Raw genomic sequence first — 25,661 nt, forward strand, 5'->3', positions numbered from 1 at the left:
GCAATCACTTTCAGCGCTTCCGGATAACGCGCACATCTCGCTGATTCAGGATACCCGTCATTCTCAATGCGGCAACGCTACCGCTGACCACCATCAGACCCGATATTTTGCCGTATTTGGCAATCCTTGACTCCAGGCGGGTGTCCATAACAACCATGCGCTCACCGATCTGTTTTCGGGCCAAGCGCATGCGCGCGGCAACCTTTCTTTGGGATGATTCGCGAAAAACCAGGTCAAACAGGTCCGCATGCGGCGGCAGGTGGAACCAGCGCCTGTATTTTGATTCCCGCCTCTGGAACGCTTCCTCTGACTGCAGCAACCTCAAGCCGTAATGAAAATGAAAAGTGGAAAAAACATCCACGTGACCCCCATTTACGACCCATTCGCGCAAGCGCCCCACTACGACCTGGATCTGCTCGGCGGCATCGTACTCCGTAAAGTGGAAATCCGACTCGGGACGGAAATAGATAGCGGCCGTGAACGCTTGGCGGAATTCCGGTCGCAATACAGCCCAGGTCCCCATCACCACACGGCACCCATCTTGAGATGCCGCCGCCTCCATTGCCCGGGAATCGGACTCGGCCGTGATAACCGGGGGTTTTTGGCCCAGGATGCGTTTTTGTACCTGGTCCCGCAAGGATATCAGGTTACCCCGGGGAACCCGTACCAGTTCTTTTTTGCACCGATAACAGGTGGTTTCCGCTTTCCAGACTCCCCCGCAATTCGGGCAGGTCTTTGCCGTTTCCGGCCCCTTTCCCGGCAAAATGACTTCCCGGCAATGGGGACACCTGGCGATCATGCGGCAATGGGGACAGAAAAGATAATCTTCTCCCTGCAAGCGGTTCACCATAACCAGAACCCGGCGCCCTGCATCCAGATGTTCTGAAATTCGTTGCAGCAGGTTTAGTGGAATCCCCGGTGATCCCGGCGGCAAGGGGATTACTTTCGTTTCCACCTTTTTTTTACAGCGGCTGTCTTCTACAACCACAAATGAGCGGCGACGGAACACCGCCAGTGGATGGGAATGATCACCCTGAACAAAAGGGATCCGCTCTATGGCGGCACGCAATCGCGCCAATTCGGGGACGGGCTCTGTTTCCCGCCCGCCAGGCCGGCTCAACCAGGCCGTAGGCTGCTCAACCACGACAATACCCAAGCGGGGAAATGGCAGCATCAACGCGGCTTGACCACCAACAACGGCAAGTGGCTCTCCGCCGACCGCCCGCGTCCAGGCATGCTCTCTGTCGGCTGCGGACAATAGAGAATGGTACGCGACCATGCCCGGTGATTGGGCTATCATTTCTTTGGCAGTGCGGATATCCGAGGTAAGAAACAATGCACTGAAGCCCTTTTCCAGACATGCGTCCATCATCTCCTGATAATGGGGACTTCGCTGATAATCAAGTATCAAGCGCTCAGAAAATCCCGCTCCGGTTTGTTTCTGTGGGAAAACAGAACCGGGATCACCCAGGTTGCGGGAAAAAACGCCGAACTCAACCGGCAAAAGCCGCTTGGTCTTTTTCACTCCCTGCAAGTTCAGTGCCGGCAGTGCAGGTCCGGGTTCGCCATCCACCATCATGCGCAGCTGACGACGGTTACGTCGACGGGGAGATAACGCCGAGTCCAGCAGGATTCCCGGAGGCAGGAGAAAACGTCGCGCCGCATGCAGAACAAACTCCAGGTAAAGCGGCGGTAAACGAAAGGAATCCCGGACCCATCCAACCACCGGACGGATACGCCCGGTGTAATCCGAAGAAAATGAAACAACCCATCCCGTTTCCAAGCGATTGCCGATGGGAACGATCACCCGGCTCCCCAATCCGACCTGATCCAACCCGGACTCAGGAATAGAATAGGTCAACGGTTCGATCAGGTTCAGGGACAAGGCGATGTGAACTTGCACGGATCAGGGCTTGAGAAGCTTTAACACTTCCTGCATATCAGCCCATACTTCCCACTTTGCCTTGGAGATGGACTCTTTTCCGCGTTGATGCAGAATGTAGGAGGGATGAAAGGTGGGAACAACGGGAATACCCTTGAACGAAAAGATTCGACCCCGCATCCGTGAAATGGCCGCATGGTTCCCCAGCAAACGGTTGGCCGCCACCTTTCCCAAACATACAATCACGCGGGGAGACAACAAGTCAATCTGTTGATAAAGGTAGGGCAAACAAGCTTCCACTTCACTGTCGTTGGGATCCCGGTTCCCGGGCGGCCGGCATTTCACGATATTTCCGATGAACACGGATTCGCGGGAATGCCCCATGCGTTGAATCAGCCGGTCTAGCAGTTGGCCGGCTTTGCCCACAAAGGGCCGTCCTTCGCGATCTTCCTGTTCGCCGGGGCCCTCACCGACAAACAGGATCAAAGGCTTTGGCGCCCCCTCACCGGGAACACTTTGGCGCCGCGTCTGGTGCAGGGAACAACGGGTACAGGAATGGATCCGTTGATGCAGAGACTCCAAAGAAACCGATTCTTTGCCCACAAGGGCGATGGCGGGCAAATTCAGGCTGTCCACCCCGAGTTCGCGAAAAAAGTGCAACCATTCCGCCAATCCCGTTCTATTCATTTGCCGCCTCACTGTTTTTCCCGTAGTATTGACAAATGGACGACCTGAGCGGCAATCACCCGGGCCAATTCCGCTTTGGATCGGCTCGGTAAGGGGATGACTTGATCCGGGGTCATTAAAGTGACCCGGTTTGGAACCGCTCCAAAGGCGGGGTTTTGCTCAGAAATCTCATTGATTACTAATATATCAAGGTTCTTGGCAAAGAGTTTGCGCTTGCCGTTTTCCAGGGCATTCTCCGTCTCAGCGGCGAATCCCACCAGGACCTGTCGCGGCGTGCGGCGATTTCCCGCCTCTTTCAGAATGTCCGGATTGCGCTCCAGTTCCAGCAACAGTGGAGATCCGGCTTTCTTGATCTTGTGCGGGCTGCTGCGGGCTGGACGGAAATCAGCAACGGCCGCAACCATTATGATGGCATCAACGCTGGAAAAGCAGGCAAAGACGGCTTCATGCATTTCCTGGGCGGTTTCCACTTTAATTAACTTTACCCCGGACGGGTAGCGACAAACCGGCCCGGATATGAAAACAACTTCGCTTGCATATTTTTCAGCAAAAACTTTGGCGAGGTACAGTCCGGTTAAACCGGATGAACGATTGCCCAGGAAACGGATGGGATCCAACGGCTCCCGGGTTGGGCCTGAGGTGATGAGCACACGTTTACACACGCATCACTCCCAGACAGTGTTCCACAATGTGTTGCGGTTCGGGCAGGCGACCGGCGCCTTTGCCGCCACAGGCCAATTCTCCCGAATCGGGAGGGATCACTTCCACACCCCGTTCTTTCAGTATGGTTAGGTTGTGTTTTACCGCCGGGTGAGCGTACATGCCCTCGTTCATGGCGGGAGCAATCACAACCCGCCCGGGAAAAGCCAGGTAAGTGGCGCTCAGCAAATCATTCGCCATGCCGGCGGCCATGCGCGCGATGGTGGCCGCACTGGCTGGGGCAATCAGCAAAAGGTCGTGTTTTCGTCCCAGGTTGATATGCTCTAGCGGGTCATCGGCATCCTCAAACCATTGCGTGTGCACGCGTCCAGGCACAAAGGTATCAAACGTCAACGGCTTGACAAAGCGACAGGCATTCCGGGTCAATACAACGCTGACATCATGGCCCAGCCGTTGGAAAGCGCGCAAAATGTCAACGGCCTTGTACGCGGAAATGGAACCGGTCACTGCAAGTAAAACGTTCATCACTGCCCTCCAAGAATGCGTTTTACCCGTGATAGTTGTCTTTGCGCTCGTAACTCCATGGCGTTTACAATATGCACCAGCGCATCCAGCGCGTTGTCCAGGACATCGTTGATTACAATGAAATCGAAACAGTGGTGCAATGACATCTCATGCCGGGCGGTTTCCAATCGCTGTTCCATTGTGTGGGTCCATTGTGACTCCCTGTGCATCAGGCGCCGTCGCAATTCCTGCATGGAGGGCGGCATGATAAACACGGATATGCTGGCGGGCATCATTTTGCGAACCGCTTCCGCGCCCTGTATATCCACATCCAGAATCATGGTGCGGTCACTTTTTTCAACCGCTCTCAACTCAGACCAACTGGTGCCGTAACGTTCACCATGCACGGCAGCCCATTCCACAAACGCTTTGGCTTTAATCATGGCCGTAAACTCTGCATAATTTACGAAATGATAGTCTACACCGGGAGTTTCCCCGGGTCTGCGCTTGCGCGTGGTATGGGAGACGGAGAAATACAACCCAGGGACGGCCATCATCAGGCGACGGATCAAAGTTGTTTTCCCGGATCCGGAAGGCCCGGAAACAACCAGCAGGTGTTGGCCGTCTGATTGGGATTTTGCGTCAAGAGCCATCAATGTCTTCCCCTGCTTCAGGTCGTAAAGGCCTGGTTGTCGGCTCTTCTCCCCCGCCCTCCTGCATGCGGGCGACCAGTGAAGCCACCGAAATCGCCGATAAAAAGACCGGGCCGGAACGGCTGATCACCAATGCCCGCATCTTTTTCCCCATGGTGGCGTCAATCAACCTGCCTTCATCTCGTTTTTCACGGACAAAACGCTTTATCGGTGAGGATCCGGGTTGAATGATGGCCAAAACCTGACTACGGGTCACACTGTTTCCAAAACCAATGTGCAGCAGAATCCTATTCGACATTCTGTACCTGCTGACGGATTTTTTCGATCTCCCGGCGCACCATCAGGATCATGTGATGAATGTCCAGCGAAGCGGTTTTGGATGCAATGGTGTGGGTTTCTCGCAGCATTTCCTGTGAAAGAAAATCCGCTTCGCGCCCCTTTACCCATGGTTCCGGATTCTTTACCAGGGCCTGCAGTCTTTGGGTATGGGTTTCCAGGCGCTGGATCTCTTCACGGATGCAGCTCTTTTCCGCCGAAAGGGCGGCTTCCTGGGCAATGCGCCTCTCATCCAACTCGTACTCCTTAACAAATCTGCGGATCTTTTCCTGAAGGTTGCTGAACACCAGGTTTTCAGCCTGGTCCGCTTCCGCTTCAATTTCTTCCAGGTATTGCCGCACTCGCTGCAAAGAGTCGAGAATACTTGCCTGGATGAATTCGCCTTCTTCCGCGCGACTAACCACGAAATCATCGCAAACCTGACTGATGGAAGTGCGGATCAGGTCCAGGCTGGCGGGAGAGATTTTCTCAAACTCGTAATCCAGGTGGAAAATCATGGGGATTTTCATTAACGAATCCAGGGAAAGGTTGATGGGGAATTTGTGCCTGCGATTAAAGGGGGCCATCTTCTCCAGGATCTCATCCAACAGGAATTCATTAAACTGAATATTCCACTTTAAGGGATCGCGTTCAAACAGGTTGAAAACGATATCCACTTTTCCGCGATGAACCCGGTCCTTGATGATCTCCTTGATCAGTTTCTCTGAATTCGGTGTGATACCGGTGCCTTTGAAATTAAGGTCCAGGAACTTGTGATTCAGGGATTTTATGGAAACGGAAAAAGAAAATTCGTTAAAATCGAACCGCCCCTGGGCGAATCCGGTCATGCTTTTCATGCGTCACATTATAATGTCCATCTCCGGGAATTGCAAATTATACAGGGAATAGTAGAGTCCGCGACGCTTCAGCAGATCCCGGTGATTACCGGATTCGCGAATACGCCCGTTCTCAATGACCAGGATCATGTCGGCTTCGATAATGGTGGACAGACGATGCGCGATCACAAACGTCGTGCGGCCTTCCATTACCTCCAGCATGGCTTCCTGAATGGCCTTCTCAGATTCCGTATCCAAAGCGGAAGTGGCTTCATCAAAAACCATTATCCGGGGTTGACGGTAAATGGCCCTGGCGATCAGGATGCGCTGTCGTTGTCCCGTCGATAAAAAGACGCCCCTTTCCCCCACCCGGCTCTCATATCCCTGGGGAAGCTTCTCAATAAAATCAGAAGCGCGGGCGATTCTTGCCGAGCGGCGGATCTCTTCCATACAGGGTTCACCGGACCCATAAGCAATATTGCTGACAATGGTATCATTAAACAGGAACACGTCCTGAGTCACCAGGCCAATATGCCTTCGCAGGGATTCGCGTGTAATCAACGCGATATCTTGATCGTCGATCAGTATCCTGCCACTGTCTGGATCGTAAAAGCGCATCAGCAAATTCATCAAGGTGGTTTTGCCCGAACCGCTGGCCCCCACCAAAGCCACCACTTCGTTGGGCTGAACCGTGAAACTGACATTGCGGATCACCGCAATGTTGGGGGTATATGCAAAAGAGACGTCGCGAAATTCCACTTTGCCGTTCACCCGGTCCAGGCTCTTGGTTTTGGCTGAGTCTTGTGTGCCGGAGTCGGTATTCATGATCTCTTGAACCCGTTCATATCCGGCTCTTCCCTGTTGATAATCGTTGTTGGCCTGGGACAATCGCTTAATGGGGTTGTACATCAGGAAAAGCGCGGCCAGGAAAGACGAAAACTGCCCGGGTGTCATGATACCGTCGACGACACGCTGCATGCCCAGCGTAAAGATAATGGCAGCTACCAGACCTCCCATGGTGTGCATTACCGGTGATGCCATTGAGTACACCAGGGCGATGCGGGAGTTGATGCGATAATGCTCATGATTGAGACGGGAAAAGCGCCTGATCTCCTCTTCTTCCATGTTGTAGGCCTTGACGATTTTGTTTCCCGTCATGGTTTCGGTAAATGCATTGGACAAGCGGCCGACCGCCACCTGAGACTGGACACCCTGTTTTTTTACGCGCCGGCCGAACAGTGTCAGGAAGAATGTGGCAACCGGCAAAATCATTAACGAAATCAACGACAGAAACCAGTCGTGGAAAAAGATCACCACCAGCAGCGCCACCATGGTCAGGCTTTCGCGTACATAGACCGCGAGGGTCTCTGAAACGGCAAACTTGATTTTTTCGATGTCATTGGTCAGGCGAGATACCAGGTCTCCGGTGCGTGACTTGGATAGGAAATCGATGGACTGGTACATGAGGTTACGATACAGGTTGTCCCGGATATTGCGAACAACCTTTAGACCCAGGGTTTTCATGAAATACAGGGAAAAAAACTGAAAAACAGCCTGACCGAGAAATGAGACAAAGAGCAGTTGCGGCAATAGCAGCGTCATGCCCCGCCGATCCACGTTAAACAGATCCTGGATCCAATTGCGCACCATGTGGCCCTTCTGGGCCATGGCCGCGGTGCCTCCGGCTCCCTGGATAAACAACTCGTCCATCAGCGGTTGAATGATAAAGGCAAACATGGCGGTGAAAGCCGCCACCAGGGACATGAAAAACAAAGCCAGTATGAAGCGCTTGGAATAAGGGCGAATATGCGCTTTAAGGGTTAAACCGGCGTTCATCGCGATTTGGAATCTCCAACCGATTCGCTGGTGTCCTTTTCAAGAGATGATTCCCCGGAGGATTCGGATTGATATCGATCATACAAACGCACCAGAACAGGAGAAAACATATACACCACGGTCAAGACCGGGATGGTCTGCCTGGGATACATGCTGCCGAAAGCAATCAGTCCGGCAAGAACAAAAAGAAAAATCAGACTGTGTCGCGGCTGGATGCCCTTCATGGTTTGGTAGCGAATGTTGGAAATCATCAGGAATGCCACCAACAGAACATACCCGGCGAACAGCATTACATGCAGCGGCTGAATCGGCGGGCGGTCGAAAATCAGCACGACCGAGAGCACACAGGCCGCCCCCAGCGGAATGGGAATCCCGACAAACATATGCGATTGAGAACTCTTGGAATCCCGCAACATGTTGAAACGGGCCAGGCGCATGATACCCGCGCTGAGAAAGAGAAACCCGACCACCCGGCCGATCTGGGGATAGGTGTCGTGAAAGCCCCAGACATATACCATCACCGAAGTAACCAGGCCGAAAGTCACGCCATCCACCAGTGTATCCAGCTGCATGCCGAATCGCGATTCGGTCTTGGTTAAGCGCGCTATCGTGCCGTCAAACCCGTCCATAACCACTGCAATAATCACAAAATATACCGCTTGGGCAAAATCCCGTTTCAGGATCTGAAGCAAAGCGAGATACCCAAGCAACAAATTGAAAGTCGTAAACACAGATGGTAGGAATGAAATGCGCACTTTGCGATGGCGCTCATTGGGGAATCGTTTTTCCTTTCTGCGACCGGCATCATTCCGCTTGGACCTGGGAATCATGACTGCCTGTCCAGAGAAGAGTCGATCCGCCTGCGATAGACGCTGATCATGCGCTGCATGGCGTCTTTTAACTGAAGCTTGCGTTTTTTTATTTCCCGTACCCGGACCTCCTGAATTTCACTGTCGTTTCCCGTTCCGGACAAATCATCAAGTTGTTGTTGGAATTCCTGGTGTTCAATAAACAAACTCCGGAAAATCCCGTCTTTTTTGATGAGGATATCCTTGATGCGCTGGTCTTCCATGGCTACATCTGCCGTTGCTTGGCTTCCTTTTTGTTGCGGCAGAATTTCAGGTAATTCTGCAGGTTTCGATCCCTGCCGATAATCGACAAAGTGGAAACCGTTGCTTCCTGGACGGATTTGTCCATCACGTTCAGCACAATGTAATCCAGCCCCCGGGAAATGGCCAGGGATAGAAAATAGGATGTCAGCATAAAACGACGGGGCAATCCGTATGAAAGGTTGGTCAGGTTGCCGATGGTTTTAACCTGAGGGAAATCCAGCTTAAACAACTCGAGGGTATTGAGAAATGTCTTGCCGTGAGAAAAATTCTCTTCCAAAGGTTGAATGACCGCATCCAGCAGGATGTTTTTGCGGCTGATGCCTTTGTCCAGAAGGGTATCCACATATCTCTGCGCGATTAACAGGGATTTTTCCGGGTAAATATCGTTGTCACGTGGATCTTCGCGGGTTAAAGCCACAATGCGTACGGTTTTGTCTGAGGCTTGCATGGCCTTGTGAAGGGTCTCTATCTTCTCGGGATTAAACTCAATGTCTCCCACGATAATGTCGTTTCCAGAAATCTCGATGGCCTCAACCAGGGTGGCTGTGTTTTCGCTGCGAACAAAAACCTTTGCGCCCAGTTCCTCGACAATGGGGATCACTTTGCAGAGGAAGGGTCTTTCCTGGTGCAATAGAGGCATGGCGTTGAGTTCAACATACTCCGCCCCGCTCTCTAACTGATGCAGGACTTCGCGCCGGATGTATTCCATATCCATTTTGTTCATCTTGTCCAGAACTTTTTTGTTGCCTGAATTCAGTGAGTTGCCGATAATGGTGATCATTGTGCTTGCTTCCTAAACATTAAAGAACTCTTTGAGTATTGAAATCACATCATTCCCCGATCGTTTTGAATCGATTCCGGGCATGAACACTTCGCCGCTCACGGGGTAGATTCCACTGATGCCGCGCGCTTTTCTCTCTAATCCCTCGGGAATCGCCTTGATGTCCATAGCCGCTGCAGCCGGCTTTCCAGCAAGCATGGCATCCAGCAGCGTCGCCGTATTTACAACTCCGGGTGCGGACAAGTCCACCAGGATGCTTAGCGGTCTCATCCTGGAAATAGGTTCCGCATCCAACATGTGACGGGTGTCACGAGTCAAGGGCAAATGCAGAGAAATGATGTCCGCCGAGGATAGCAGGTGTGCGAATGAAATTCTTCTGGCTGGAAAAACGCATTGAACTTCCTCGATATCGCTGTACAGGATTTCCATTCCCAGGTTGAATGCCCTTTTGCCCACTTCAGAGCCGATCCGTCCGAATCCCACAATACCCAGGGTTAATTTCCGTTCAGAACGAAAAGCATCGGGTGTGCTTTGCCCGATATCCTTGCTGGCGTGAAAACAGTGGTAGGCGGGACCGATATGGAAGCGACAGGCCATGATCAGTGCCAATGTATAGTCGGCAACTGTTTCAGCGGTGGCAAAAGGAGTGCAACGAACGTCAATTCCCCGGGAACGGGCGTAATCCAGGTCCATTTCCCCCGCCGTTGTCGCCGGTCGGATCAGGAGACGCAGATTCTCAGTTTGCTGCAGAAATTTCCGGTCAACCGGGATGCGGGCATCCACAACCGCGGCATCAATGTGGTGCAATTCACCGGCCGTGCATAAATGCGGAATGACCTCCACTTCATGGATCTCAAATTCAGGAACGGTTCTCAGGTCGTCCGCCATACCGGCATCCAATTTTCCCGCCAATAAGACTCTGATCACTCCCGATTACTCCTGTTTTTCAGCCGATTTCGTTACGCCCATTTCGTATTCACAGGGTGATGAGAATAGCAGAATATCGCCATGGAGTCAAGGTAATTCGCCGTTTCCCGGCGTAAATCCCCAGGCTTGACCTCGGCGGGCACTTGAATTGGGTCGGCAAATTACGTACACTTTTTGCGGCGGAAAACCGATTGGTTTTCAACCGGGAGTTCGGCATGTCCATGAACCGCATTACCGAAGAACTGATAAAGTTGAGGCGTCCGCAAAGCCATGTAAATCCAGATGTACTGGAGGCATTGCCTTTCCAGCCTCCGGATTCACATACCCGCATCGAGATCTTGAATCCGGAGTTTACATCCCTCTGCCCCAAAACAGGACTTCCGGATTACGGCACCATCCGCATTCGCTATATCCCCCGGGAAAAGATCGTGGAATTAAAGTCGCTGAAATATTACTTTCTGCAATACCGCCAGACCGGGATCTTTTACGAGCGCTTGACGCGACTGATCCGCGACCATCTGGTCGCGCTTCTGGATCCGCTGGAGATCGAAGTCGAGGCCAGGTTTACTCCCCGGGGAGGGTTGTCTTCTACCGTTGTCTCCGTTTATCCGGCCGCATCAGCGGAATCACGCTGATTGGATTTTTTTTGATTTCCCGCAAGCATGGCAAACACTTGATTGTACTTACGCCGGATCTCGGGCCATGCATAGTGATCCAGGAAAAAGCGCCGCCCGTTTTCACCCAGTTTTTTTCGCAGGCATTCATTTTCGCCGAGTCGCTCCCATATGGCAATGAACTCAGCGTAATTGGTGTACCACAGCCCCGCATTGCTGCGCAGGCACTGCCCGCGCAACACTTCGGTGCGCCCATTTGCCATGACGGGCTTTCCCAGCGCCCACGCCTCCAGCGCCACCATGGATAAAGACTCAAACTGCGACGGGTTGATGAGGAATGCACTTCCTTTCAAGGCATTGAATTTTTCCCCGTCCGGCATGAACCCCAGGTAGTGAATGCGGGGATGATCCGGAACCGGAATCCAGGCCTTGCCGATCAGAACGAGATGGAATTCATTTTTGGTTTGATTTTGCATGCGCAGAAAGAAATCCAGGAGTTCGGGCACGCCTTTGTTTTCATCCAGACGCCCGATATACAACGCATAAGGCGCCTGGATCTCATGGCGGCGCAAAAAACCGGCTACGTCAAAGCGCTCAGGAATCTCCGAACCCACCCCCACGATCAGGCCCGGTACATGCTGGTTGTCGGATACAAGATTGATCAGGAACTTCTCTTCGTGTGAATTGTACACAATGGCCCCCGGCAAACGAAAGGTGTTTCGAAACAATCGCAGGTAGAGTACCGGATCATGCTCAGCCGTGGGCACCAGGATGGTCTTATCGCGAAAGCGGCTTATTCCGTGCCAGGAATGATAATAGCGGTAAGAAAAAAAAATAAACCAATCAAATTCGGTTGCACGGGTTTGCAGGGTATCCAATAACTTGGGAACCAGCGGACCTTCCTCTTCAAGCCAGCGCATCTCATCTTCCATGCTGTGTTCCTGCTCAAATACCCGGGCTTGAATTTGTCCAAAGCGATGGGGATCCCGTTCGCGTTCAACCGTAAAACGGTGAACCGGAATACCATTTATCTTGCAAATGCCGGCGGGGTAATGGTGCTCCCAGGTGACGTAATCCAAGGCGGTGGTGGTAAATACTTCTACTTCCACATCCCCGCGGATCTTTTCCGCGATCAGTCGCGCATGGTATTCCGCTCCACCGTTGATCTCGATACCGTAGCGCTGCACAACGATGCCGACCTTGTACATGATTTTGTCATTATACCACAGCAGACCCGCAGTCAAAATGACAATAATCGTCACTACACGCCAACCCTGGCCAGCAGATTTTCTTTGAATTGCCCGATATAATTGATGAATCCTTAATTGGCCGAAAAATTGCTGGAATAGGTTGATCCGCTAAGGAGTCATAACTGTGACCAAGCGCAACCGTGGATTCACCTTGATTGAGTTGTTGATTGTGGTGGCGATCATTGGTATCGTGGCCGCCCTGGCCGTTCCAAACCTGTTGGTGGCCTTGCAGCGTTCACGTCAAACCGCCACCATGAGCGATATCCGCACCATCGGCCAGGCCGTAACCTCTTACGCGGCCGATCATGCCGGCGTTCCCAATATTTCAGGTACCGTGGCGGAACTGAACCAGCCCTGGTTCAACAACTACTATCTCAAAACATTTCCCACCCGTGATGCCTGGGGATACGCTTTGCGTTACACGGCGGTTGAACTGACTTATTCAATCATTTCGCTGGGGAGGGACGGCCGGACAGGACCGGAACCCCCGACCGATTTCTACCGGGTAACTGAATTGTGGCAATTCAGTTACGATATCGTGTACTCCAACGGCACATTCACGCAATCTCCCCGGGTGAAAACCGGCAACTAAGCCGGGAGTAAAAAAAATTGCAACGGTTTCTGCTCGAACCGGAACCGCGACCCGGTCAATGGGCGAACCGGAGGTTCAATAGTAAAGGGAACGGGTGACTTTGTGCTTATAGGCTTCGTTGTTGAATAGATAACCGTTGTTGTACAAGTGGAGCGCGCGCATCACATCGCCCCTGGCCACTTGCAGGTAATGCTTTAAAATGCGGACACCCAGGTCGATATTGTAAGTAATCTCGAACAACCGCTTTGAATTAATGGCCAGTTCATTTTTCCATACCGCGTAGTTAATCTGCATCAGCCCATAAGCGCCGGCATTAGAGACCGCGTTGGGACGAAAATCACTTTCCACCTGGATCATGCTGATGACAAGGTCGGGATCTACACCGTATTGGCGGCATTTGTGGTAAACGACTTCAACGATATTTGCGAATTCCGGTTCGCGCTTGCGAAACACACCGTCACGGTAACGAATCAAGCCGGTTTGGGCCACCGTAGAACGAAGCGCGGTTAGCTCTTTTTCCGCTTTTTGCATACGGGCCGACAACGCTTGCGCCTTTAAGTGGTTGGATTCATTCGCATGCGCCACATCAACCAACGCCGAAAACAATACGGCCATGGCCATTGCCATCGGTATAAAAATGTAAAGAAATTTGCTTTTCCTCATGAACGCCTCCCTTCTTCTCTCCCTCTGGTACAAATATAGTGTGAATTTTACCAAAACACACTAGATATGTCAAGTTTTGGGGGTTTGCCTGAAAACTCGGCTGATGCATTACTATACCACAACTAGCGTTTGCGTTCAAGCCATTGTCGGATTCACGCCGGTTTAATGCATCCTCGCCTTACGGAATTGATTGCATAAAAATGTCATAAAATGGAAATAATGCGGCTCGGTATCGATTGTGCTAAAATCATGGGAGTTGAACCCTTAGATCGATGCCGGTAAGAGGAGTCACAATGCCACAGTTACGCAAGCGTGCCCTGATCAGTGTATATGATAAACAAAATATTGCGGATGCCGCCCGAATCCTTTGTGAAAGCGGCTGGGAAATTCTTTCAACGGGTGGAACCGCCGCTCACTTGCGTGAACATGGCATTCCGGTTACGGATGTAGCGGAAGCAACCGGTTTCCCGCAAATCCTGGATGGTCGCGTAAAAACCCTTCACCCCATGATATTCGGCCCGATCCTGGCACGGGATGATGCCGATCACCGCCGCCAGTTGGAAGCGAGAAACAGTTGCTTTATCGACCTGGTAGTGGTGAATTTTTATCCCTTTGAAACCGCCCTGAGAGACCCCGACGCGACAGAAACCGAGATGGTGGAAAAAATCGATGTCGGCGGTCCATCCATGGTGCGGGCCGCCGCCAAGAATCACGCCCGCGTTGCCGTTGTGGTTGACGCGGATGATTACCTTCCGGTGTGCCGACGCCTGGCCGAAGACGGAGACCTGGGTCCCGCTCTGCGCAAAAGACTCGCACACAAAGCCTTTTCCGCCACCGCACATTACGACGCCTTGATTGCCGCCTACTTCTCCAGCCGTGATGCATCTCCACATTCCACGTTAGCCATCGGCGGCCGCAAACACCTGGACCTGCGCTACGGAGAGAACCCGCACCAGGCCGCCGCTCTTTATCTCTATTCTCATCAATCCCCGTTAAAGCATATGCGTCAGCTCCAGGGCAAGGACCTGTCATTCAACAACATTCTGGACACCTCCATGGTGTGGGAAGTACTTTCGCGCTTTCAGCATGCCGATCCCTTCTGTGTGATCGTGAAACACCAGAATCCTTGCGGCGCCGCCAAGCGCAATCGTTTGGATCTTTCGTTTGCAGCCGCCCTTGAAGGAGACCCCGTGTCCGCTTTCGGTGGCATCGTGGGATTCAACAAGGCGGTTGACGCCGCCACCGCGGAACGCTTGAAGCCGGTATTCCTCGAAGTGGTTGTGGCCCCAGCGTTCTCAGATGAAGCGCAACGGATCCTGAAAAGCAAAAAGAGTCTGCGCCTGTTGGAGATGCCGTTGGATTACCGGGAGATCCACGATATCCGCTCCGTACCCGGAGGATTCCTCTGGCAACAACCGGACCATGACATCGCTGATGCCGCCGGGTTTATCAACCATGCCGACCGGCCTGCGGAGCCCTGGGAAATGCGTGATGTTGAAATGGGGTGGCGCCTGATCAAGTTCGTTAAATCAAACGGCATATTGGTGGTTCGGGATGGCGCAATCGTGGGAGTTGGCGCCGGCCAGATGAGCCGGGTTGACTCTGTGCGGCTGGCTCTGGCAAAATGTGGCGACCGTTCAAAGGGAGCCGTGCTGTTGTCGGACGCCTTTTTCCCCTTCGCCGATTCCATTGAACTCGCCGCAAAAAAAGGCATCAGCGTGGTTGTGGAGCCTGGAGGATCCATCCGCGATGAGGAAGTGATCGCCGCAGCCCGGCACCTCAACATGACCCTCTTATTTACCGGGATGCGTCACTTTCGCCATTAAGCCGTCGCGATGGTTGAATCCCAAAGCAATCAATCCCCGCCCGGTTGGTCATGGTATAGAACAACCGCAGGGGAAACCCCATTACGTTGAAATAACACCCGCTGATCCGTTCCACGAACAAGGCGGACAGGCCTTGAATGGCATACGCCCCCGCCTTATCCTGGTAGTGGGCCAGATCCAGGTAGCGATCAATTTCCCACGCAGAGAGCTCGGCAAACCAGACACGGGTTTTGGCCATTTCCACCCATTCCCGGCCGGCATGCAAAAGGCCGATTCCGGTCCAGACCTCATGCATGCGCCCGGACAAAGAACAGAGGATCTGCCTGGCATGGTCTCTGGAACCGGGTTTGCCCACAATATCACCGTCCAGGATCACAACCGTATCGGCACTGACCACCAGGGCCTCGCCTTCCAGGTTGCCGCGCACAAACCGGCCTTTCTCTAAAGTCAACCGGCAAACAAAATCCTCCGGGGACTCATTGGGCCTAATGATCTCGGGAATTCGGGGGGGATGGACTTCGGGGTTCAGGTTGATTAAACGCATCAACTCCAGCCGCCGGGGGGAACTGGAGGCCAGAACAATTCTTGAGGTGAACCCATTTTCTCTGTTTTTCGTCATTTCAAGTGAAACTTTTCAATCAGATAACGCAAGGAACGGTAACTCAAGTTCAACATTTCCGCGGTACGTTTGATGTTGGATTGATTCATTTCGAGGGCTTCGAAGATGATTTGCCGGCTGAGATCATCAATATAGTCCGAGAATGAAAAGTTTTCCTGTTGCAGGATCGTATGGATCTCCTGCTGATCAACCGTGGTTGCGGACACGTGGTAAAGCAGCTCAGAGGGAAGTGAGCGCATGGAAATCAACTCCCCTTTCTCCAACGCCACGGATCGCTCCACAAAATTTTCCAATTCACGTACGTTTCCCGGCCAATTGTACTGCATGAACTGGGAAGTCACCTCATCGGAGAATCCCGCGACCCGCTTATCAAAACGGCGATTGTACAAAGCCAGGAAGTAGTGCATGAGGGGCACAATGTCGTCCTTGCGCTCTCTCAGGGCGGGCACTTGGATCGAAATGACGTTCAAGCGATAGAACAAATCTGAACGGAACTCACCGCTTTTCATTTCCTGGGCCAGATCGCGATTGGTTGCGGAAATAATGCGAACATCCACCGGAATCTCACGATCCCCACCCACGCGGCGGATGGAACGCTCCTGGATCGCCCGCAACAATTTAACCTGCATTTTCTGTGACATTTCAGCGATTTCATCCAGGAAAAGTGTACCTTGATGGGCTTGTTCAAACAAACCGGGTTTATCCCGGTAGGCATCGGTAAAAGCGCCCTTGATGTGCCCGAACAACTCGCTTTCAAGCAGAGTCTCCGGCAAAGCGCCACAGTTAATGGACACGAAACGGTTCTTTGCACGTGGACTGCGATCGTGTATGGCCCGGGCGATCAGTTCTTTACCCGTTCCGCTTTCACCGCTGATCAGCACGGTTGAATCGGTCTGGGATACCGTATCGATGAGATCGTAAATCTGCAGCATGCGGCGGTTTCCACCAACAATGTTGCCGAAGCTGCGGAGTCCGGACAACTCGCGACGCAGTTGGGTATTCTCATCTTCCATCATGCGCCGACTCATGGCCCGGGACACCACCACTTTCAACTCATCGATATTGAAGGGCTTGGTCACGTAATTTTCCGCCCCCAGTTTCATGGCTTCCACCGCATCCGCTGTTGAGGCATACGCCGTAATCATGATTACGGGGATGGACGCGTCTATGCCTTTGATCTTCTTCAGCAATTCAATCCCGCTCAGGTCCGGCATCTTGATATCCGAAATAACCAGGCTGGTCTTCCCTTGCTTCAATATGTCCAGGGCCGCGCGGGAGTCTTCGGCACATAGCACTTCATAGCCTTCCTTTTTCAGGATGATCTGCAACATATCGCGCAGACTGGCATCATCATCAACAATCAAGATGGTTGAAACTACAGGGGAAAGCATATCGTCACCTCAGTACCGACGTTCTTTTCCGATTGAACCTGGATTTCGATTTTATGGGCATCCAGGATGCGCTTCACCAAAGCCATTCCCAATCCGATTCCGGAACTGAAGCGGGAAAAAAACGGCGAAAACAGCTTTTCTTTGTCCGCGGAAGACATGCCGAGACCGTTATCCCGGACACTCAGGCGCACTTCGTTTTCCGCGCGAAACACCGCCACCTGCACGACGCCTTCTTCTCCCACAGCCTTTACCGCGTTGTTGAGCAGGTTCCAGATCATCTGGGAAATCTGGCGCGGGTCGGCACTGACCTCCAAAGAAGGATCGCAACGACGCTCGAAACGGATTCCCGCATGAGCGGTCTGCAACAACTCAACCACATCATCCACCAGGTTCGCCAACGCGAATCTTTCGATCTCCAATGGGGGGATACGGGTGTAGTCCAGGAAATTTTCGATGGATCCGGATAAGCGGGAAGATTCCTTGACAATAATCTCCATGAGATTCTTGTGTTCGGGCGCCACCCGCATTTCCCGGTAGAGGAATTGAACTGAACCGGATATGGAAGCCAGCGGATTGCGGATTTCATGAGCAAGTCCCGCCGCCATTTCACCAATCAAGGCGAGGTGCTCCCGTTCTTTCAACTCGGCTTCAATGCGCTTTTTCTCCGTCAAATCAGTCAGGATAAAGACAAATACTTGCGGCAGGGCGTACATACCGGACAGACGGGTCATGGTAATGCCGAGGATTCGCCCATGGATACTCTTTTCCAGGTATTTGCCCGCCGGCCGGGAAGAATTCCCATCCTCGCTGCGCTGTTCTTCAGCGGTCAACAACAGGTCCAACACATTGCGTCGCTTATCCAGACGCAACATGTGGCGGGCGATCTCATTGTACGAAATGGCCCGGCCGCTGGCGCTGCAGGTAACAAAACCGTTGTGCATCTTCTCTAGAACGGTGTTGTTTAACTGCATCAGATCTCTAAAGTTCTCCCGAACATTGCGTAGTTTTTCATCCGCGGAGCGTATTTTCTCGAAATAGAAGGAAGAGATCATGGCCACGGCTGAAAAGGCTATAAAACTCATCAATAGATTGTAGATAAAAGTGGCCGTTGAGACCCGTTCCAACGAAAGCCCGGGATACATGGGAAGCAGATCCAGAAACATCAGATCCGCCAGCAAGCCGAAGATAATGAATGCGAAAGTGGCGACGTAAACGGTTTCCGTGCGTCTAAGAAAGAGAGCGGATACGATGATCGGCAATATGTAAAGGAAATAGAACGGACTGCTGATGCCGCCGGAAAAATAGACCAGTAAAGTCACCACCATGAGGTCCATTCCCAGTTGCAGGTAAATAGCGGTCCGGTAATGCAGTACCCGTATCAGGAAAAATTCCAACAGGCTGAAAACCAGGGCAATGGAAAGAGACACCAGGATGGGAACCGTGGGAAAGGGCGTCTTGAAAAACAATCCCACGAACAGTGAGATCAACAAGAGACCGCTCAGTATGGCGATGCGAATTGAATTGGTGAGAACAAACTTGCGCGCGAGCTGCTTGTCCTCCAACAGAATCAATGTGTGTCCCGATTAGAACTGGCCGATAATCGCAAACATGGGCAGATACATAGCGATGACCACTGAACCCACCAGACCACCCAGCAAAAGAATCATAATAGGTTCCATCAACGAGATCAAAGCTGAAACCGCCTGTTCCACTTCTTCATCATAGAAATCTGCGATCTTTTCCAACATATTGGAAAGAGAACCGGTCTGCTCACCCACGCCCACCATTTGCGTAACCATAAAGGGAAACAACTTGGTTTCTTCCCAGGATTCGTAAATGGGCTTGCCTTCCTGGACAGACGCCCGGCTGTGCATGATCGTATCCTCGATAATGGCATTTCCCGCGGTTTTGGCGGTAATGGTAATGGCTTCAATGATTTCGACACCGGCATTCAGCAGCGTGGAAAGCGTACGGGTCACCCGGGCGATACCGGTTTTTAGCAACAAATCGCCGAAAACCGGGAGACGCAGCTTGAGCCGATCCACCACGCGACGGCCCTTGTAAGTCTTGTTGTAAGAGTTGAATGCCAGCGCCAGCCCTACGGCCGCAATCAACATTAAAAAGAAATTGCTTTGCAGGAATTCCGAGGCCGCGATTACAATCTGCGTGGGAACGGGCAGATCCGCCCCCAGTTGCGTGAACAATCCCTGAAAAGTCGGCACAACCTTCCACAGAATTACAGCCGTCAGAACCACGGCCGCAATCAAAACGGCCACGGGATAAGCCAGGGCGGACTTGACCCGCCCCACGAGTTTGGCCATGTTTTCAATGTATTCCGAGAGACGCAACAGGATGGTGTCGAGGTTTCCCGAAGCTTCGCCTGCCTGAATCATGCTGGTGTAGAGCTCATTGAACACTTTTGGATGTTTCTGCAACGCGTTGGAAAAATTGGCTCCCGCTTCCACATCCCGGCGCACATCCAGAATCACTTCCTTCAGGTACTTGTTTTTCTGTTGTTCCCCCAGAATGCCCAGTCCTTGCGTGATCGGCAGGCCCGCGTTGAACATCACGGATAACTGGCGGTTAAACACGGAAAGCTCACGCATGGAGACTCTCTGTCGTGCGCCTTTGCCCACAAAAGGCAGTTTGAAACTGACTCGTTTGCGCTCAATGTTGAGAACCTGGATCTGCTCGCGTTCAAGAGCACGGGAAAGCTCCTGAGGGGACCGTGCCATTCTTTCGCCCGTAATCACGTTTCCAACCCGGTTCTTGCCCTTGTACTTGAATACCGGCATTTAATCCCCCTTAAAACCTTCCCGGTTGCATGCCCCCGGACGCGCCCCCGGCATATCCCTGTCGCATGTGGCCGGCAAGGGATGAAGGGCCGCGACGGATCAATTCGCCCAGTTCCTCCGGGTTGTGGGATGCTCCCATTGCGGTGTCCATTGATATGTCTTTCTTGAAATAGAGTTTGGCCAGGGACTGGTTGAACGTCACCATTCCGTACTTTTCCTGACCGGTCTGCATTGAGGAGTAAATCTGGTGGATCTTGTTGTCCCGGATGAGATGACGGATAGCGGGATTCGGTATCAGCACCTCGTTGGCCAGAACCCGGCCGCGTCCGTCGGCCTTGGGCAGAAGCGATTGGGTGACAATGCCTTCGATATTCATGGAGAGTTGGGTCCGGACCTGGTCCTGCTGGTGGGGTGGAAACACGTCGATAATGCGGTTGATGGTCTGGGCGGCTGAATTGGTATGCAGGGTGGCGAAGGTCAGGTGACCGGTCTCGGCAATGGTCAAAGCGGACTGAATGGTTTCCAGGTCACGCATTTCGCCGATCAATACCACGTCTGGATCTTCCCGCAGGGCGGATTTCAACGCCAAGGAGAAACTCTTTGTATCCGCATGGAGTTCACGCTGATTGACGACCGCTTTGCGGTGGCTGTGAAGGTATTCAATGGGATCTTCAATGGTGATGATATGGACCAGGCGTTCCTGGTTGACCTTGTCGATCAAAGCGGCCAGAGTGGTGGTCTTACCCGAGCCCGTGGGACCGGTCACCAGCACAAGCCCGCGGGGCTTGTCCGCGAGCGTGGCCACCACCGGTGACACTCCCAGGCGATCAAATCCCCAGATCTCATATGGAATTCTCCGGAACGCCCCGGCAACGGCGCCACGCTGCATAAACACATTGGCGCGAAAACGAGCGATCCCCTTGATTCCAAAAGAGAAATCCAGTTCCCAGTTGTCCTCGAACTTGTGTTTTTGATTGTCGTTCAGAATGCTGTAGATGATCTGCTTGGTTTCTCCCGGGGTTAACGGAGGATGCTCAATGCGACGGATTTTTCCGTGAACACGAATGATGGGAGGCGCATTCGTGGTAATGTGAAGGTCAGTTCCTCCTTCATCCACCATCAGCTTCAGCAACTGGGGCAACGGCAAGGCCATCCGATTCTCCTAGATTTTCGAGGTTTCCCGCAGGACTTCTTCAATGGTAGTGACTCCTTCCTTGATCTTTTCGATCCCGCTGCGCCGCAGCGTAAGCATTCCCTTTTCCTTGGCCTTTTGGCGCAGTTCCGAAGTGGATGCTCCCACCATTACCAGCTCCCGCAATTCTTCGTCGATCTCCATGACTTCGAACAGGCCCACCCTTCCCTTGTAACCGGTGTTGTTGCATTTTTCGCAACCCGTGGGTTCAAAGATATCCACTTTTTTGGCCTCTTCCGGAGCAAATCCGATATCGATCAGGGTCTGGACAGGGATTTTCGCGGGTTTGCGGCATTTTGAACACAGCCTGCGGACCAATCGTTGCGCGGCCACCAGACGCACCGCGCTGGAAACCAGAAAGGGCTCGATCCCCATGTTGATCATGCGCGCGATAGTGGAGGGCGCGTCGTTGGTGTGAAGGGTGGACAGGACCAGGTGACCGGTCAAGGCCGCCTTGATGGCGATATCCGCGGTTTCAAAGTCCCGGATCTCACCCACGAGGATGATGTTCGGATCCTGGCGCATGAACGAACGCAGGGCAGCGGCAAATGTCAAACCGATCTGCTCCCTGATGTTTACCTGGTTGATACCGAAGATGTTGAACTCCACGGGGTTCTCCGCGGTAAGGATGTTCACGCCCTCATCGTTGAGCTTGGAAATGGCGGAATACAATGTGTTGGTCTTTCCCGATCCGGTGGGGCCGGTGACCAGGACAATGCCCCAGGGTTCCGATATATTGGAGTCAAAACGTTTCAACGACAGGGGTTCAAAACCCAGCTTCGTCATATCCAACATCAAGTTATCTTTGTCCAGGATGCGGATTACGATCTTTTCTCCATGAATGGTCGGAAGTGAACTGACCCGCATATCCACCACCTTGATCTGATCGTTGATTTTGAGCTTGGTTTTGATACGGCCGTCCTGGGGCAACCTGCGTTCGGCGATGTCGATTCCGGCAATCAGTTTGACGCGGGCCAGCACCTTGTTGCGTAGATTCATCGGCGGCGTCATGTATTCATGCAGGACGCCATCAATGCGGAAACGCACGCGAAACTGTTTTTCGTACGGTTCAAAATGGATATCGGACACGCCTTTTGATATGGCGTCCTGGAAAATGAGATTCACCAGCTTAATGGCCGGGGCATCTTCATCCATTTCCGCTTCAAGCAATTCCTCGTCCGCCTCATCCAGCAATTCAATGGAGGCGTCGTCGTTCATCTCGATCTCATCCAGGAATTTCTGGGCCTCGATCCCCTGGGAAGAGCCGTAATAACGATCAATGGCCTCCATAATGGAGTTCTCCGGGGCAATCACCGCCTGGATGCGCAGGTTGGTGGAAAAGCGGATCTCTTCCTGAACAAACAGGTTGGATGGATCCGCCATTGCCAGGGTAAGAATCGATCCAATGCGATGGACGGGAATCACAATGTGTTTGCGGGCAACATCGGGCTTGATCAAGTGAATGACTTTTTCTTCGATATCGAACTTTGATAGGTTGATGGATGGATAACCGAACTGCTTGCTCAATGCCTGGGCGATATCTTCTTCTGAAATATATCCCAAACGGATCAGCACACTCCCGAGTTTGCCCGCTTCTGTTTTCTGGACTTCAAGGGCGTGGTCCAACTGCTCTTGTGTAAGGCGATTGTCCTTGAGCAGATACTCCCCGATCTTCATGCTCATTTTGGCCTCATTGTATTTGATGTCAAAGGGAAAGTCAAATTTTCCTCTGTCTATGGACTTTCAGCCAATTATTGCACCCAGACGGCCGCACCTACGGCCAAGCCCGCTACGGATCCGGAGGCGTTCAATGCCATGCCGACATCCAGCACCAGCCGGTTCATGCGGAACCCCAATCCAAACCCGTATTGAACGTTGGAGCGATTCCCGAGAAAGTATTTCTCTTGCAAGTCGTTCCAGATTCCCGCGCGAAGAAAAATGCGCTGCTGATAAAACGCCGTTTCCATTCCCAGAGAGATGGGCTGGACCTTGCGGCCGTCAAACCACATGTCCGTGGGTTTCAGATCCATGTTGAGGTAAATGGCCAGCCGTCTGGAGGGCCGGAACGCCAAACCGGCAATCACTTGCTGCGGCAACTTCAGGGTTGCGGATTCAAGCTTGACCTCTGGATTTCCCAGGTTTTTGACCATCAATATCCCCTGGAAAGTCTGCCCCATGTTCATCACGAGTGAAAGATCCGCCAGAATGCGGTTGAATTTGTCTTGCGCTTGTCCCCACGCATGCGCGGCCAGATCACGAATTCCTACATCTTGCCCAAAAGGCTCAGCCATCAAATGTGTATCGAACACCGATCCCCTGCCTGTGAGGTAATGCAGTCCCACTCCCAGGCGGATTTCTCGAGTAAGATCCAGGGCATAAGCCAGGGAAAATTGTCGATAATCGAGACCGAAAAAACGCATGCGCAACGCATTCAACTCTTCGGAACCCCAGGCTTCAGCGGGAACATCAAAAATCGAAGACGCGGCAGGCTGCATGCGGCCGGCACGAATCCAGGCCAGTGAGAAACCGAAATTGCGGCTGACCAGCGCCGGCATTCGCGCAGTTGAGCCGCTGATTCCGTGCTCTAAAGACCACAGTTGCTTGAGACCCTGAACGGTTTCTCTCTTTTCAGCGGGGTCCATAGACAAAAATCCCGCCAAGTCCTTTGCCAGAACGCTTCCCAGACTATCTTCAAATCCAAGGTAATCACGATAGGACTGTTGAAACTGGTAAGCCGACAAAGCGGCTTGAACTTCGGCCAGGGCCGCCGGATTGAGATAGATCGCGGACACATCCCAACCGGATGCGAAAACGCTGTGCCCCAGGGAAAGAGAACGGGCACCATAGAAATCGGGAAACACACCGGGCAGGTATCGGCCAAAACCCAGAATCAGCACGGCTACCAACAGCGTCTTTTTCATGATCCCCTATCTTACTCCAACACCCGGATTTAGGCAATACGGCCGTTCATGAACGCTGTGAAAATTGGCGAATGCGTTCGCGAACGGATGTGTGAGTACTTTTCCCGCGCAATAATCGCTCACGATCCGCATGGTTGAGCAGGGGGATCAGTGAGAGCAAAACCTTTACAGTTGCCTGGGGATCCCGGCTGATCACGGAAGCCACCGCCGGACGTTTAATCCATGGCAAACCATCAAGGGCCCGGTACAAACCATGACGATCGTTGCCGGCCTGCAACATGTCCAACACCACCTGCTCCGTACAACAGGGATTGGTCAATACCGCCCGCAACAGCCGCACATCCCGTAAAGAACGAAAATGGCGCAGCAAATCCGCGGGCGCGGCTTTCAAGCAGGAGATCTTCTCTCCCAGCGGCAGGCGTTGAAACTTGTTTACAAATTCCAGCTCGCCACGCTTGCGAACCAGGGGATTGGTTCGTTTGTTACGAATGACCCGCAACAGATCACCGGGAAACAACGTGGAAAGGATATTCAACGCGCGTTTCTGAGGAAAGCGCGGGTGTTGGATCAACGCGACCTGAATCCGTTGTCGATGAGCGAATTCTTCGCTCAGGCGACTGAGCTCATCCTCGGAAAGAAAACCGCTTGCCAGGCGCCGCAAAACGGAAAGTTCATCCTGTCTGACTTCTTCAGGCATACAGTATCCACACAAACACGGCCAGCCACAAGAGGGCGTTTATAAGGAAAGGCAGATCCGTAATCACCACTTCTTCGGGATTCTCTCCCCGGTTGTCTACATATGCCAGGAACAGATAACGAAATACACCGAAAACCACGAAAGGAATGGTTACAATCAACCAATCGGTGTGAAACTTTCCTTTTACCCGCGGATCCAGCACGTACATGAAATAGGAGATCAAGGTGGTGGCGGTTGACAGGGCGATCAACTGGTCCAGAAACGGCAGGTTGTACTTATCTAAAATGGCCCGCGACCGGGAACCACCCTCCTCAGACATTTGAGAGCGCATCATCTCCTGTCGGCGTTTGACCAGGGCCAGAAAGATCGACAACAGGAATGTAATCAGCAGGATCCAGGGCGATAGCGGGATATCGTTCGCAAATCCCCCGGCCATCACGCGCAAGACGAATCCCGCTGAAATCAGCATCACATCCAGAATCACCACCGCCTTCAACCACAGTGAATAGGCTATGTTGATCGCCATATAGGTCAATGCCGTCCAGAAAAAAGCTTTGCTGAATACCCATGACACCAACAGGGAGCATAGCGCAATCGCCGCCGCCCAGAACAATGCCGTATTTACCCGCAGCAGACCGGAGGCCAGTGGTCGATGGCGCTTCACCGGGTGATGACGGTCTTCACCTCGGTCCACAATGTCGTTGATAAGATAGACCACGCCCGCCAATGCACAGAACAAGAGGAACGCGGCGGATGCCCTCAACAGATGGGACGGCTGAAAGATGTTCATGGAGAAGAGGATGGGGGCGAAAACAAACAGGTTCTTGATCCATTGTCTGGGCCGCATGGACCGAATCACCAACCCGGCGGTTCCAATCAGGTGCTTTGGCGCGTCCATCCCCGTTCCC

General features: G+C 52.7%; 26 protein-coding genes. 3 read left to right on the forward strand and 23 right to left on the reverse strand.

Going from position 1 to position 25,661, the window contains the following annotated elements; all coding sequences use genetic code 11:
• Positions 1 to 10: 10 nt before the first annotated feature.
• The 12 genes from ENN40_10155 to ENN40_10210 are packed head-to-tail and all read right to left on the reverse strand — an operon-like array spanning position 11 to position 10,193.
• On the reverse strand, positions 11 to 1,903 hold the full coding sequence (locus ENN40_10155) for a hypothetical protein (GenBank protein HDP95704.1): 1,893 nt from the start codon (positions 1,901 to 1,903) through the stop codon (positions 11 to 13).
• 3 nt (positions 1,904 to 1,906) lie between these two features.
• On the reverse strand, positions 1,907 to 2,569 hold the full coding sequence (locus ENN40_10160; protein ID HDP95705.1) for a uracil-DNA glycosylase: 663 nt from the start codon (positions 2,567 to 2,569) through the stop codon (positions 1,907 to 1,909).
• A gap of 8 nt (positions 2,570 to 2,577) precedes the next feature.
• Positions 2,578 to 3,231 carry a hypothetical protein gene (locus ENN40_10165; protein ID HDP95706.1) on the reverse strand — a complete coding sequence of 218 codons (654 nt, stop codon included), beginning with the start codon at positions 3,229 to 3,231 and terminating at the stop codon, positions 2,578 to 2,580.
• Entirely contained in the window at positions 3,224 to 3,754 is a 531-nt protein-coding gene (locus ENN40_10170; GenBank protein HDP95707.1) for a hypothetical protein, read from the reverse strand. The genes ENN40_10165 and ENN40_10170 overlap by 8 nt, the downstream gene beginning before the upstream one ends.
• On the reverse strand, positions 3,754 to 4,386 hold the full coding sequence (locus ENN40_10175) for a guanylate kinase (protein ID HDP95708.1): 633 nt from the start codon (positions 4,384 to 4,386) through the stop codon (positions 3,754 to 3,756). Before ENN40_10175 ends, ENN40_10170 begins: the two co-directional genes overlap by 1 nt.
• Positions 4,376 to 4,684, reverse strand: a complete 309-nt coding sequence (locus ENN40_10180) for a DUF370 domain-containing protein (GenBank protein ID HDP95709.1) — start codon at positions 4,682 to 4,684, stop codon at positions 4,376 to 4,378. The genes ENN40_10175 and ENN40_10180 overlap by 11 nt, the downstream gene beginning before the upstream one ends.
• Entirely contained in the window at positions 4,674 to 5,558 is an 885-nt protein-coding gene (locus ENN40_10185; protein ID HDP95710.1) for a DUF1732 domain-containing protein, read from the reverse strand. The genes ENN40_10180 and ENN40_10185 overlap by 11 nt, the downstream gene beginning before the upstream one ends.
• A gap of 3 nt (positions 5,559 to 5,561) precedes the next feature.
• Complete coding sequence (locus ENN40_10190; protein HDP95711.1) at positions 5,562 to 7,373, reverse strand: ABC transporter ATP-binding protein; 1,812 nt, start codon at positions 7,371 to 7,373, stop codon at positions 5,562 to 5,564.
• Positions 7,370 to 8,203 carry a CDP-diacylglycerol--serine O-phosphatidyltransferase gene (pssA, locus tag ENN40_10195; protein ID HDP95712.1) on the reverse strand — a complete coding sequence of 278 codons (834 nt, stop codon included), beginning with the start codon at positions 8,201 to 8,203 and terminating at the stop codon, positions 7,370 to 7,372. Before pssA ends, ENN40_10190 begins: the two co-directional genes overlap by 4 nt.
• On the reverse strand, positions 8,200 to 8,445 hold the full coding sequence (locus ENN40_10200) for a DUF465 domain-containing protein (protein ID HDP95713.1): 246 nt from the start codon (positions 8,443 to 8,445) through the stop codon (positions 8,200 to 8,202). Before ENN40_10200 ends, pssA begins: the two co-directional genes overlap by 4 nt.
• Before the next feature lie 2 nt (positions 8,446 to 8,447).
• A complete protein-coding gene (locus ENN40_10205) occupies positions 8,448 to 9,266 on the reverse strand; it encodes a hypothetical protein (GenBank protein ID HDP95714.1) in 819 nt (272 codons plus the stop codon).
• Positions 9,267 to 9,278: 12 nt separating this feature from the next.
• Entirely contained in the window at positions 9,279 to 10,193 is a 915-nt protein-coding gene (locus tag ENN40_10210) for a hypothetical protein (protein HDP95715.1), read from the reverse strand.
• A gap of 221 nt (positions 10,194 to 10,414) precedes the next feature.
• On the opposite strand from ENN40_10210, the gene queF reads away from it, so the two are divergent.
• A complete protein-coding gene (gene queF / locus ENN40_10215) occupies positions 10,415 to 10,828 on the forward strand; it encodes an NADPH-dependent 7-cyano-7-deazaguanine reductase QueF (protein ID HDP95716.1) in 414 nt (137 codons plus the stop codon).
• Here the strand turns inward: queF and ENN40_10220 are convergent.
• Entirely contained in the window at positions 10,798 to 12,015 is a 1,218-nt protein-coding gene (locus ENN40_10220; GenBank protein ID HDP95717.1) for a glycosyltransferase family 1 protein, read from the reverse strand. The two genes, queF and ENN40_10220, sit on opposite strands and share 31 nt — an antisense overlap.
• Before the next feature lie 166 nt (positions 12,016 to 12,181).
• On the opposite strand from ENN40_10220, the gene ENN40_10225 reads away from it, so the two are divergent.
• Positions 12,182 to 12,649, forward strand: coding sequence for a prepilin-type N-terminal cleavage/methylation domain-containing protein (locus tag ENN40_10225; GenBank protein HDP95718.1), 468 nt, complete (start codon positions 12,182 to 12,184; stop codon positions 12,647 to 12,649).
• 75 nt (positions 12,650 to 12,724) lie between these two features.
• On the opposite strand, the gene ENN40_10230 is transcribed toward ENN40_10225, so the two are convergent.
• A complete protein-coding gene (locus ENN40_10230; protein ID HDP95719.1) occupies positions 12,725 to 13,312 on the reverse strand; it encodes a lytic transglycosylase domain-containing protein in 588 nt (195 codons plus the stop codon).
• A 293-nt stretch (positions 13,313 to 13,605) separates the two neighbouring features.
• Between ENN40_10230 and purH the strand changes: the two genes are divergently transcribed.
• Entirely contained in the window at positions 13,606 to 15,138 is a 1,533-nt protein-coding gene (gene purH, locus ENN40_10235; GenBank protein HDP95720.1) for a bifunctional phosphoribosylaminoimidazolecarboxamide formyltransferase/IMP cyclohydrolase, read from the forward strand.
• Here purH and maf read toward each other — a convergent pair.
• The 9 genes from maf to ENN40_10280 all read right to left on the reverse strand — a co-directional run bounded on the left by maf (position 15,110) and on the right by ENN40_10280 (position 25,651).
• Positions 15,110 to 15,757, reverse strand: coding sequence for a septum formation protein Maf (gene maf, locus ENN40_10240; protein ID HDP95721.1), 648 nt, complete (start codon positions 15,755 to 15,757; stop codon positions 15,110 to 15,112). The genes purH and maf overlap by 29 nt on opposite strands.
• On the reverse strand, positions 15,754 to 17,148 hold the full coding sequence (locus ENN40_10245) for a sigma-54-dependent Fis family transcriptional regulator (protein HDP95722.1): 1,395 nt from the start codon (positions 17,146 to 17,148) through the stop codon (positions 15,754 to 15,756). The genes maf and ENN40_10245 overlap by 4 nt, the downstream gene beginning before the upstream one ends.
• Positions 17,133 to 18,719: a hypothetical protein gene (locus tag ENN40_10250; protein HDP95723.1), complete on the reverse strand. Its 1,587-nt coding sequence runs from the start codon at positions 18,717 to 18,719 to the stop codon at positions 17,133 to 17,135. Before ENN40_10250 ends, ENN40_10245 begins: the two co-directional genes overlap by 16 nt.
• Positions 18,720 to 18,731: 12 nt before the next feature.
• Positions 18,732 to 19,943, reverse strand: coding sequence for a type II secretion system F family protein (locus ENN40_10255; protein HDP95724.1), 1,212 nt, complete (start codon positions 19,941 to 19,943; stop codon positions 18,732 to 18,734).
• Positions 19,944 to 19,953: 10 nt separating this feature from the next.
• A complete protein-coding gene (locus tag ENN40_10260) occupies positions 19,954 to 21,096 on the reverse strand; it encodes a type IV pilus twitching motility protein PilT (GenBank protein ID HDP95725.1) in 1,143 nt (380 codons plus the stop codon).
• Positions 21,097 to 21,105: 9 nt separating this feature from the next.
• Positions 21,106 to 22,818 carry a type IV-A pilus assembly ATPase PilB gene (pilB, locus tag ENN40_10265; GenBank protein HDP95726.1) on the reverse strand — a complete coding sequence of 571 codons (1,713 nt, stop codon included), beginning with the start codon at positions 22,816 to 22,818 and terminating at the stop codon, positions 21,106 to 21,108.
• Positions 22,819 to 22,886: 68 nt separating this feature from the next.
• Positions 22,887 to 24,056 (reverse strand): hypothetical protein, encoded by a 1,170-nt coding sequence (locus tag ENN40_10270; GenBank protein HDP95727.1) that lies wholly within the window; start codon positions 24,054 to 24,056, stop codon positions 22,887 to 22,889.
• Between the two features lie 46 nt (positions 24,057 to 24,102).
• Positions 24,103 to 24,753 carry a hypothetical protein gene (locus tag ENN40_10275; GenBank protein HDP95728.1) on the reverse strand — a complete coding sequence of 217 codons (651 nt, stop codon included), beginning with the start codon at positions 24,751 to 24,753 and terminating at the stop codon, positions 24,103 to 24,105.
• On the reverse strand, positions 24,746 to 25,651 hold the full coding sequence (locus tag ENN40_10280; GenBank protein ID HDP95729.1) for a decaprenyl-phosphate phosphoribosyltransferase: 906 nt from the start codon (positions 25,649 to 25,651) through the stop codon (positions 24,746 to 24,748). The genes ENN40_10275 and ENN40_10280 overlap by 8 nt, the downstream gene beginning before the upstream one ends.
• Positions 25,652 to 25,661 lie beyond the last annotated feature (10 nt).

The organism is Candidatus Aminicenantes bacterium (genome assembly GCA_011049425.1).
GTDB lineage: Bacteria > Acidobacteriota > Aminicenantia > UBA2199 > UBA2199 > UBA876.